Origin of the sequence: Microbacterium sp. Root166 (assembly GCF_001427145.1) — a bacterium.
Classification (GTDB): domain Bacteria; phylum Actinomycetota; class Actinomycetes; order Actinomycetales; family Microbacteriaceae; genus Microbacterium.
In genome coordinates this window covers 650,565-662,230 of the sequence record NZ_LMGL01000001.1, presented here as the reverse complement: position 1 = coordinate 662,230, position 11,666 = coordinate 650,565, and the positions used below count along the sequence as shown (strand labels likewise).

The following is an 11,666-nucleotide window of genomic DNA, read 5'->3' as shown; positions in this document are numbered from 1 at the left end:
GCGAGACTCAGCCGCGGCGCTCGTCGGCAGGGCGCAGATCGCTCACGGGGCTCGCGAAGCCGCGGCGATGCGTCGGATGCGCGACGAGGTCGCCCGGTGTGATGAGCGCACCGTCCGCTGCGGCCGATGCGTAGATCGCGGCGACGAGCTCGAGCGTGCGCGCCGGTGCGTCGGCGGTCGGCGGCAGCGGCGTCCCGTCGAGCAGGGCGTCGAAGACGTCCCGCAGCAGCGGGCCGTGATCGCTGCGCTCCTCGAGTTCGGGCAGCGCCCAGGTGTCCGCCTCGGCCTCGGTGATGTGCGGCGCCGGGGTGATCCGCCAATTCTCGTGCCCGTGGCCGTACAGGTGGTCCACGGTGATCGTGGCCTTCTGCGTGTCGATGCGGATGGAGCTCGTCTCGCGGGGGGAGACGGTGCTCGAGACGACCTGGGCAACGACTCCGCCCTCGAAGACGACCGTGGCCGTCGAGACGTCCTCGGTCTCGGTCTCGCGGTCGAGGCGCCACAGCCGCGCTTCGACGCGCGCCCAGTCACCGAGCAGGAACGTCAGCAGATCGAGTTGATGGATGCCGTGCCCCAGCGTCGTGCCGCCGCCCTCGGTCTCCCACTTGCCCCGCCAGGGGACGGCGAAGTACTCGGCGTCGCGGAACCACAGCGTCTGGCACTGTGCCAGCAGCGGACGGCCCAGGGAGCCGTCCTGCAGAAGGCGGCGTACGTGGGCGGCCGCGGTGCCGGTGCGCTGCTGGAAGACGACGGCGAGCTCGCGCCCAGCCTCCGCTGCGGCGGTGCGCATGTCGTCGAGCTCGTCGAGCGAGGGGGCCGGAGGCTTCTCGACGATGACGTGCGCGCCGGCGGCGAAGGCGGCGAGCGACTGCTCGCGGTGGACCGCGGGCGGCGTGCAGATCAGCACGACATCCGGGTGCTCGGCCGCCAGCAGGCTCTCGAGGTCGGGGTGGACCGTGGGGATCCCGTGCCGCTGCGCGAACGCGTCGGCCGCCGTCTGCGAGAGATCGGTCACCGCGACCAGGTCGGCGCGGGGATGCGCGGCGACCGCGCGAGCGTGGAGGTTCGCGACGGCGCCGGTCCCGACGAGGGCGCAGCGCAATGAGCGAGTGGCGGTCATGCCTGGTCCTCCGTCGGGGGAGCGGCGGGGCCCGGGTCGACGGTGCCGGGAACGTCGGCTTCGGATCGCACCGCCGCGACCAGGTTGGCGCCCGTGATCGGCGCGTGGGCCGCGGCATCCGCTCCACCCACGATCACCACTGCGCCGAGGTGCAGGGTCGCCGCGGGCTCGAGCACGGTCTCGTCGTAGAAGAACGGCGCGGGGCAGAGGCCTGCGTACTCCTCGCTTCGCGCGAACCACGGCGACTCGTCCGACCGGGCGTCGAGCACGACGACGCCGGCTCCGCCGTCCGGGGACGTGTACGCCAGCCAGGGCGAGGCCGACCCTCGGGCCGCGTCGCCGACGGCGCCCGAGGGGCCGGTGATCGTGCCGCCGGTGAAGTCCGCCGGGCCGCGCCAGAAGATGCCGGCGTAGCCGGCGTCGGGCCGGCCGTGCGAGGTGGGCGATCCGAACGCGAGCGGGGCGTCGGAGACATTCGTCAGCCGGGAGCTCCACGTCAGCGCCCAGGACTCGTCGTCGATGCCGGTCGCGGTCAGCGTGCGGGCCTCGGTGAGGATCGTCGTGCCGTCCGCAGTCACCCAGTCCAGCTGCTCGTCGACCCGGGCGAGCCCGGCGACGGCATCGGCCAGCGGGGTGTCGGATGCCGCGAACCCGCGATGCACCTGGGCGCCGTTGTTCGGGAGCTGGACGTACCCCTCGTCGTGCACGTAGGTCGGTCCGCCCCAGAAGTTGGCGTCGCCGACGTAGGGCAGCGCCAGCGACAGGCCCTTGTGCCACACGTGGTCGTCCGGCCGGTAGGCGGTGACGTCCCGGCCGGCGCGGGTGCGCAGCGTGGCGTAGGGCCGGGGCGATTCGACGGGGGCGTCGTCCGGCTCGTAGACGTACTCGGCCAGGGCGACGTCGCCGTCGCGCAGGACGAGTCGTCCGGGCGTCGCGGTATCGAACCGCATGCGGGCCTCCCTAGCGTCACGATCCACTCTAAAACGTTTCGGAGGAAAACGCTATCCGACCTGAGTCGCGTGCAGGTGGGCGTAACGGCCACGGCGTGCGAGGAGCTCCTCGTGGTCGCCCTGCTCGACGATGCGGCCCTGCTCGAGCACCACGATCCGGTCCGCTCGGCGGATGGTCGACAGGCGGTGGGCCACGACGAGCGTCGTGCGGCCGGCCATGAGTCGTCCCAGGGCCTCCTTGACGAGCTCCTCCGACTCGGGGTCGAGCGCCGAGGTCGCCTCGTCGAGCAGCAGGATCCGCGGATCCCGCACCAGCGCCCGGGCGATCGCGAGGCGCTGACGCTGTCCGCCCGACAGGCGGGCGCCGCGCTCGCCGACGACGGTGTCCCACCCCTGCGGCTGCGCCTCGACGAACTCGAGGGCATTGGCGTCGCGCAGCGCGGCGTGGATCCGGGCGTCGTCGAGCTGCGGCATCCCGTATGACACGTTCTCGCGGATCGTGCCCTCGAACAGCACCGACTCCTGCGGCACCACGGAGACGTGCCGGCGGACCGTGCGCAGATCGAGTGCCTGCATGTCCTCGCCGTCGAGCAGGATGCGTCCGGCCGTCGGTCGCACGAAGCCGAGCACGAGGTTGAGCAGCGTCGACTTGCCCGACCCCGACGACCCCACGAAGGCCACCGTCTGGCCGGAGGCGATGTCGAGGTCGATCCCGCGCACCGCATCGGTCTCGGCTCCGGGGTACCGATGCGTCACGCCCTCGAGGGTCAGCCGGCCGGTGACGGCGCCGACGGGGCGCTTGCCCTCGTTCTGTTCGAGGTCCGGCTCCTGGATGACCTCCGCGATCGACCGCACGGATTCGAGGCCGCGGGCGCCGACCGGGATCAGCATGAGCAGCTGCGTGAGGCCCTGGGTGAGCAGCGCGAAGTAGGTCGAGAGCAGCACGACCTCACCGGGCGTGATCGGAAGGATCCCGGTGAGCGAGAAGACGGCGGCGAGGACCAGGCATCCCACTCCCAGCAGCTGCATCGTGACCCACGAGATCGATGCGACATGGCCGTTGAGCATGTCGAGGTGCAGGCCCGCGCGGCGGACGTTCTCGGCGCCATGGGCGACGCGCGTGACGGCGGCGTCCTCGAGCCCGTGCGCGCGGGTCACCGGAATGAGCGAGGCCATCTCGCCCACACGTGCGGCGAAGCCCTCCATCTCGCGGCGGAACGTCTCGTTGCGCGCGCGGGACCGTCGGCTGAGCGCCCACCGCAGGATGAGCGCGATGGGCACGGCCAGCGCATACACCGGGAGGAACTGCGGCACCATGATCGCGGTCATCGCGACGGCTCCGATGAGGACCATGATCGACGACAGCAGCGGATGGGTGACCTGCTGCAGCATCAGCTCGATGTTCTCGACGTCGCGCACCACCTTGGTCTGCACGATCGACGAGCTCATCCGCGTGTGATAGCCGATCGACAGGCTCTGCAGGTGGGCGGCGAGGGCGTTGCGCAGGTCCGCGCCGGTGTCGCGCACGACGGTCATGAAGTTGCGCGTGTAGAGGATGTGGTTCGGGTAGTTCTGCACGAGCAGGACGACCGCCAGCCCGAACCACCACAGCACCGTCGAGACCTCGCCGCCGTCGGCGACGAGGTCGATGATGGCGGCCGTGATCACCGGCAGGAACCAGAGCGGGATCTCCTTGAGCGAGAAGCCCAGGAGAGCGAGCGAGAGGCGTCCTGGCCGCCGGGCGAGAAGGCGCAGCACCGACCGGGCGGGATGCGCGCCGTCGACGATGTCGAGGGCGCGGGTAAACGCTTTCTGCCGCATGCGTCAATGGTACAGACGGATGCCGCGGCTCGGCCCGCGGCCCGTGCGACCGGACGACGTGCGCCTCAGGCGTCGCCGCGGCCGGCGGTCGACGCTCGCACGATGAGCTCGGGCTGATAGACGATGTTGCCGAGGTCGGCCCCGGCCGTCCCTGCAATGCGGGCTATCAGGAGCTCGGCCGCCGTTCGCCCCATCGTCCGCGCCGGCTGCCGCACCGACGTGAGGGGCACGGCGGCGATCGCGGCGAACTCGATGTCGTCGTAGCCGACCACGGCGACGTCGTCCGGCACCCGCATCCCGCCCGAGATGAGCCCGTGGACGAGTCCGATCGCGAGGTGGTCGTTGGAGGCGACGAGCCCGTTCGGCCGGGTGGACGGGTCGCGCCCGGCGAGCTCCTCCCCGAAGGCTCGGCCGCGCTCCGAGGTCGTCCGCGTGGTCCAGATGGGCTCGAGGGTCGCACCGGGGCACGCGGCGACGGCCGCCCGCGCGCCCTCCAGCCGCTCGCGCACCTGGCGCACCTCCTCACGCGCACCGACGAATGCGAGCCGTCGGCGACCGGTGGCGAGCAGGTGCTCGGCGGCGAGTCGGCCGCCCGCGACATCGTCGAAGGACACCGAGGGGAGCTGGCCGGTGTCGTCGACCGCGTCGACCAGCACGGCGGGGATGCCGCGCCGGCGCAGCCGCTCGAGCCACGGCTCGAGGGGCCCGAACGGGCTCACGAGCGCGCCCTCGACCTGTACGCGCTCGAAGAGCTCGAGGTGGTCGCGCTCCTTCGCGATGTCATCGCTCGAGTTGCCGACGAGCACGCGCAGGCCCGCGGCCGACGCCGCGTCCTCGGCACCGGCGACCATGTCCGCGAAGAACGGGTTGGCGATGTTGATGACGGTCAGGCCCAGGAGTCCGCTCCGCCCGGCTCGAAGCTGCTGGGCCGCCTGCAGCGGGACGTAGCCGAGCTGGTCGGCTGCGGAACGGACCCGATGCACGAGCTGCTCGCTCACGAGATGCGGACGATTCAGCGCGTTGGACACCGTGCTGATCGAGACGCCCGCCCGCTCGGCGACGTCGCGGATGCCGACTCGTTTCATCTCGTGGTCCTGCCTTCGTCTGCCGCCCGCGGCGGCGCTGCCGTTGAGGTCGGTGCGACCCATGGTAGGCGCTTTCCACGTATGCGCCGGGATCATCGTGTCGATCAGCCGTGGCTCGCGGGATCCGGAGCGAAACGTTTCAAAGAGTTCTTGCCAACCGTCGTGGCGCTGTGTGAGACTCCTCAGGTCGAGCTGGAATACGTTTTCCTCTCGATGCCGGGCGACCCGCCGCGCTCCGGGTGAACAGGACGACACCAGAGCCCAGTCTCGGCGTCGTCCCGCGAGAGGATGCCGCATCGCCGCGGCATCCGTTCGCTCCTATGTCGATGCAGCCACAAGGAGGAACCGTGCCCCATTCGTCTGAGCGCCCCCAGCGCGCAGCATCCGAGCACGAGACGTTCACCATCCCACTCACCTCTCGCGGCCACGCCCGCCGGATCGTTGCCGGCGCCGCCACCGTCGCCGTGGTGGGAGCCCTGCTCTCCGCCGTGCCGGGCGCGGCCCTCGCCGTCGAGCCGAACGCCGACGGGGCCTACCTCTTCGACTTCGGGGGTCCTGCCTCGCCGCTGGCCGAAGGCTTCGAGCGCGTCCACCCCGGCACCGTGTACGGGCCCGAGCGCGGTTTCGGCGTCGTGCTGGCCGACGGTGCATCGATGATCTTCCGCGACCGCACCGGCTCGACGACGCCGCCGGATCCGCTCGCCAACGACTGGGTGGCGGGTGCGAACTGGCAGTTCCTCGTCGATCTGCCGGACGGCGCCTACACCGTGAAGATCCACAGCGGGGATCAGCTGGCGGGCACCTCCACCACCGCGACGACCGTGTCGCTCGAGGGCGTCGAGGCGGGCCGCGTGACGGCGCGTCAGGCCGTCACCACCCAGTCGTTCCCGACGGTCGTCGACGACGGGCAGCTCACCGTCGGCATCGCCGGCACCGGCATCGGCGGGGTCGTCAACGGCATCGAAGTCGCGCCGCTGATCCCTGCGGCTCCGGCCGATCCGGCCGCCGCACGCGTCGCGTACAACGCCGTCGATCTCACGTGGCAGGCGGTGACGGATGCCGCGACCTACACGGTGCTGCGCGCAGACGTCGCCGCCGACGACTCGGTAGGAGACTTCGCCCCGATCGCGGAGGGTGTGACGACGACGTCGTACTCCGACGCATCGATCGCCGTCGGCGGCTCGTACGCCTACGCGGTCGTGGCCGTCAGCGCGTACGACCGTCCGTCGGCCCCGAGCGCGACCGTTCTGAGCGGTGTCATCCCGGCACTCGCCGTGCCGGCGGAGCCCGCCGATCTCGCCGTCGGAACGGTCACGGCGGACAGCGTCGCGCTGACGTGGTCGGCCGTCGCGAACGCCGAGACCTACCTCGTGGAGCGGGCTCCGGCGGGCTCGGCCGAATTCGCCCCGCTCGCCACGCTCGAGGTGCCCGGCTACACCGACACGGGCGTCGACACCGGGGTTGCGTGGACGTATCGCGTGACCGCCCGGAATGAGGCAGGGTTGGCATCGACCGCCGTGGAGTCGCCCGTCTACTCCGCGCCGGCGCCCCTTCCGGAGGGCGACGTCGTGACCTTCGACTTCGGCCCCGGTGCCGTCGCCGAGGGAGCACTGCCCGTCGTGAGCACGACGCCGTACCTCGAGGAGTGGGGCTACGGCTTCACGACCGCTCCCTCAGCCGACGCCGACGTCGACCGCGGCACGGACGACGCACTGCGCAGCGACTTCGTCGCCGTCGCGGGCTCGACCTTCGAGGTCGCGCTCGGAGCAGGCGACTACTCCGTGCAGCTGATCGCCGGCGACCAGCAGAACGCCACCACCACCACGATCACCGCCGAGTCCATCGGCAAGGTGCTCGCGAACCCGCAGCCGGCGGGCTCCTACCTCGAGATGGCGTTCACGATCGCCCTGGTCGACGGGGTCCTCACCCTTCAGTTCGCCGGGGACGCGGCATCCCTGAACGCTCTCACCATCACCCGCCTGCCCGCGCGTCTCGCCGGCGCGCTCACGACGGCGTACATCACGGGCGACTCGACGGTGCAGACGTACGACCCGATCGCCTATGCCCCGCAGGCCGGCTGGGGTCAGATGCTCGAGCGCTTCTTCGCCGACGACATCGCCTTCGCCAACCACGCGATCGGCGGGCGATCGTCGAAGAACTTCATCACCCAGGGCCGCCTCGACGAGGTGCTGCGCGCCATCCGTCCCGACGACTACCTGTTCATCCAGTTCGGCCACAACGACGCCACTCAGGGCGTGGACGATCGCTACGCGAGCCCGGAGGACTACAAGGAGTACCTTCGCGTCTACGTCGAGGGCGCGCGTCAGCGCGGTGCGACGCCGATCCTGGTGACGCCCGTCTCTCGCCGGAGCTTCGACCCGGCGACCGGGATCTTCAACGTCAGCTTCCCCGAGTACGTGGCGAAGATGACCGAGCTCGCCGTCGAGGAGGACGTGCTGCTGGTCGACCTGTCGGCCTCGTCGCGCGCCTACCTGAACGAGATCGGCCCCGAGGCGGCGAAGGCCGTGTTCCTGCACGTCGACCCGGGCGTGTTCCCGAATCGGCCCGCGGGGACGGTGGACGACACCCACTTCCAGGAGTACGGCGCCATCCAGCTCGCACGCCTGATCGCGCAGGACGTCGCCCAGCTCGACGACCCGCTGTCGCAGGAGGTCGTCGACATCGAGCCGCCCGCCGAAGTGCCCGTGGCGCCGCAGAACCTGGTCGCCGGTGCGATCAGCAACGGCGGGGCGACGCTGCAGTGGGATGCCTCGCCGACGGCCGACATCTACAAGATCTACCGCCAAGCCGTCGCCGACCCCGCGCCGGAGTGGACGCTGGTGGGCATGGTGACCCAGAACAGCTCCATCGTGCAGGGGCTGGCCGAAGGCACGGGCTACCGGTACCGCGTCGTGGCTGTCAACGGCCGTGGCGACTCCGCGCCGAGCGAGACCGTGACCTTCACCACGAAGCAGGCGCTGTACAAGTTCGACATGCAGCTCGCCGGCAACCCGCTGATGCCGGGCTACACCGAGGTGACGCCCGACATGGGCTACACCGAAGCGCGCGGCTACGGGTTCGAGACGCCGCTGGCGTCCACCGCCGGCCGCGACCGCGGCAGCGCGGACGGCGCCGCCAACGACCTCGTGCGCGACTTCGTCCTGCCCGGCAGCAGCTCCACCTTCGCCCTCGACGTGCCCAACGGCACGTACTCGGTGAAGACGTATTCGGGCGACTGGATCGGCACCTCGTCGACCAGCTTCCGCGTGGAAGGGCGTGCCGCAGGTTCGGGCAACGCCGGGCGCGGCTCGGTGAACGCGACGCTGCGCGGGCCGTTCCTCGTGACCGACGGCCAGCTCAACGTCGAGGCCTACGGCAATGCCGCGGGCTCCCGCTTCAACGGCCTCGAGGTGACGCCGATCCTCCTCGGGCCGACGGGACTGAGCGTCTCCGGGCTCGACACCGACCCGAACGCGCCGAGCGTGTCTCTGGAGTGGGATGCCGAGGCCGGCCTCACCTGGAACCTGTACCGGCAGTCGCCGTTCGACGAGGAGCCCGTGCTGATCGGCGCCGTCGACGAGCCGGCGTTCGTCGACACCAGCGCTCGCGTCGGTCTCGACTACAGCTATCACGTGACCGCGGTCGACCAGACCGGCCTCGAGTCGGTGCCCTCCCCTGCCGTCGAGGTGTCGTTCGTCGACGCCGACGCGGCGGTCCCGTCCGCTCCGACCGACCTGTCCGTCGAGCGGATCGACAAGCGCGAGCTCGAGATCGCCTGGGCGGCGCCCGTCGACGCGCGGTACTACCTCGTCTTCCGCTCGGAGGTCGAGGGGGAGCAGGGCGACCTCGTGGGCATCGCGGGCACGAACCGGTTCACCGACACCTCGGTGCTCACGACGATCCCGTACTTCTACACGGTCGTCGGTGTGAACGAGGGCGGGGCGGGCGCGGCATCCGCTCAGCTCGAGACCGACGCCGTCACGATCCTGCAGCGTCAGGCGGAGTACCTCGACCGCGCGCCGCACGCGATGCAGACCGATGACGGTGTGCTGGTGACGTGGCGACTGCTCGGCACCGACCCCGCCTCGGTGGCGTTCCACGTCTACCGCGACGGTCAGAAGGTGACCGAGGAGCCCATCACCGCGTCGACGAACTACCTCGACGAGACCGGCACGGCCGAGTCCACGTACTTCGTCACGAAGGTGCTGAGCGACGTGGAGACCACCGAGACCGACGAGTTCGACGTGCAGACGGCCGCCTACCGGTCGCTCGCGCTCGACAAGCCGGCCGACGCCTACACGAAGGACGGTCAGCCGTACACGTACTCGGCGAACGACGTCAGCGTCGGCGACGTGGACGGCGACGGGCAGTACGAGTACTTCGTCAAGTGGTATCCCTCCAACGCGAAGGACAACTCGCAGGGCGGCTACACCGGCAATGTGTACATCGACGCGTACCGGCAGGACGGCACGCGCCTGTGGCGGATCGATCTCGGCGTGAACATCCGCGCCGGCGCCCACTACACGCACTTCATGGTCTACGACCTGGACGGCGACGGGGCGGCCGAGGTCGCGCTGAAGACGGGCGACGGCACGATCGACGGCGCGGGTCAGCCGATCGGCAGCGCCAGCGCCGACCATCGCAACAGCTCGGGCTACGTGCTCACCGGACCGGAGTACCTCACGGTGTTCGACGGAGCCACCGGCGCAGCGATCGACACGATCGACTACACCCCGCCGCGCGGCGACGTCGGCGCGTGGGGCGACACCTACGGCAACCGGGTCGACCGGTTCCTGGCAGGCGTGGCCTACCTCGACGGCGAGAAGCCGAGCGTGCTGTTCAGCCGTGGCTACTACACCCGTGCGGTCGTGGCGGCCTACGACTTCGACGGCGAGAGCCTCTCGCAGCGCTGGGTGATCGACTCGAACGACGAGGGCGCCGAGGCGCTGTACGGCGAGGGATACCACTCCCTGTCGGTGGCAGACGTCGACGGTGACAGCAAAGACGAAGTCATCTACGGCTCAGCCACGATCGACGACGACGGCGAGCTGCTCTACGCCACCGGGCTCGGCCACGGTGACGCGCAGCACGTGTCGGACCTCGACCCGTCGCGCCCGGGCCTCGAGATCTTCTCGGCGCACGAGACGATGAGCGCCTCCGGCAACCGCGGGGCCACCTTCCGCGACGCGCGCACCGGGGAGGTGCTGTGGGGCATCCCCGCCACCGTCGACACCGGTCGCGCGGCGGCCGGCGACATCGATCCCCGCCACGCGGGGGCCGAGGGCTGGGCGGTCGGCGGCGACGCCGCGTGGAACTCGCGTGAAGGCAACCTGATGTCCGCGTCGGGCGAGCGGATCGGCACCACCATCCCGGCCGCGAACTTCCTCGCCTGGTTCGACGGCGACCCGCTCCGCGAGATCGTCGACCACGACTTCGTCGATGCCGAGGGCGCCGGTGTGCCCACGATCTCGAAGTGGAACTGGGAGACGGGTCAGCAGGAGACCCTCCTGTCGGACGACGGGGCGCGCACGAACAACAGCACCAAGGGCACGCCCAATGTGCAGGCCGATCTGTTCGGCGACTGGCGCGAGGAGATCGCCTGGCGCTCGGCCGACTCGACCGAGCTGCGGATCTACTCGACGGTCGACGAGACCGAGCTGCGCATCCCCACGCTGATGCACGACATGCAGTACCGCGTGGCGGTCGCCTGGCAGAACACCGGCTACAACCAGCCTCCGCACCCGAGCTTCTTCATCGGGGACGGGATGGATGCCGCGCCGCTGCCGTCGATCGCGGTGACCGGCGGTCCTGCGGCCGGCTCTGACGACACCGCCCCGGTGCTGTCGGGCCTTCCCGAGAGCGGTGCGCTCCTGGCCGACAGCAGCACCTTCACGGTCGAGGTGTCAGCGGCGGATCCCGAGTCCGGCATCCGCACGCTCGACATCGCGTTCGACGGCGAGCCGGTCGCGCCGGGTGAGGCGATCGATCTCGACGGGCTCGCCGGACCGCACACCTTCACGGTGCGGGCTGTCAACCACGACGGGCTGGTGACCGCCGTCGAGGTGCCGCTGCTGGTATTCGAGGACGAAGGCGCGACGAAGGCTCCGGCCCGAGGCGTCCTGTCGGCGAACAGCGGATGGGCCGACGGCCTGCACGACGGCACGTTCACCATCTCGATGAACCTCTGGCACGGCGTGAACGGGTCGGTCTTCCGTCTCTACGAGAACGGCGAGCTGATCTCGACCACGCTGCTCGAGCCGAGCTCGCCGGACGCGCAGATGTCGACCGTCGACATCGCGGGCAAGGAGAACGGCACGTATGTCTACACCGGCGAGCTGGTGAACGCCGCGGGCACGACGGCCACGACGTCGACGACCGTCCGGGTGAAGGATGCCGCTCCGGCCCAGCCCGTCGTCTCGCACGACAACGGGGACAAGGACGGCAATTACGTGGTCACCGCCAACCTCTGGTGGGGGACGAACGGGACGACGTACCGGCTGTACGAAAACGGCGTGCTGATCGACGAGCAGTCCCTGGTGGCGGCATCCCCGAACGCCCAGAAGACCGCGACGGCGATCGCCGGCCGCGCACCCGGCACGTACTCCTACGTCGCCGAGTTCTCCAACGCGGCCGGTGCCACGTCATCCAAGGCGGTGAAGGTCACCGTCAGGTAGTGCGCCGCGGGGTCCG

5 protein-coding genes are annotated in these 11,666 nt (G+C 70.8%); 1 reads left to right on the top strand and 4 read right to left on the bottom strand.

The annotated features are described in order from the left end of the window. Window positions 1-7 precede the first annotated feature (7 nt). The 4 genes from ASD56_RS02915 to ASD56_RS02900 form a co-directional block, all read right to left on the bottom strand. A complete protein-coding gene (locus tag ASD56_RS02915) occupies window positions 8-1,120 on the bottom strand; it encodes a Gfo/Idh/MocA family protein (protein ID WP_055960938.1) in 1,113 nt (370 codons plus the stop codon). After that, entirely contained in the window at window positions 1,117-2,070 is a 954-nt protein-coding gene (locus ASD56_RS02910; protein ID WP_055960936.1) for a PmoA family protein, read from the bottom strand. Before ASD56_RS02910 ends, ASD56_RS02915 begins: the two co-directional genes overlap by 4 nt. Window positions 2,071-2,121: 51 nt before the next feature. Next, the gene (locus tag ASD56_RS02905; RefSeq protein WP_055960934.1) at window positions 2,122-3,891 is read right to left on the bottom strand and encodes an ABC transporter ATP-binding protein; all 1,770 of its coding nucleotides are present in this window, start codon (window positions 3,889-3,891) and stop codon (window positions 2,122-2,124) included. A gap of 65 nt (window positions 3,892-3,956) precedes the next feature. Then, on the bottom strand, window positions 3,957-5,039 hold the full coding sequence (locus ASD56_RS02900; protein WP_235565496.1) for a LacI family DNA-binding transcriptional regulator: 1,083 nt from the start codon (window positions 5,037-5,039) through the stop codon (window positions 3,957-3,959). A gap of 284 nt (window positions 5,040-5,323) precedes the next feature. Here ASD56_RS02900 and ASD56_RS16585 point away from each other — a divergent pair, with 284 nt between their 5' ends. Continuing rightward, a complete protein-coding gene (locus tag ASD56_RS16585) occupies window positions 5,324-11,650 on the top strand; it encodes a rhamnogalacturonan lyase family protein (RefSeq protein WP_327043228.1) in 6,327 nt (2,108 codons plus the stop codon). Window positions 11,651-11,666 lie beyond the last annotated feature (16 nt).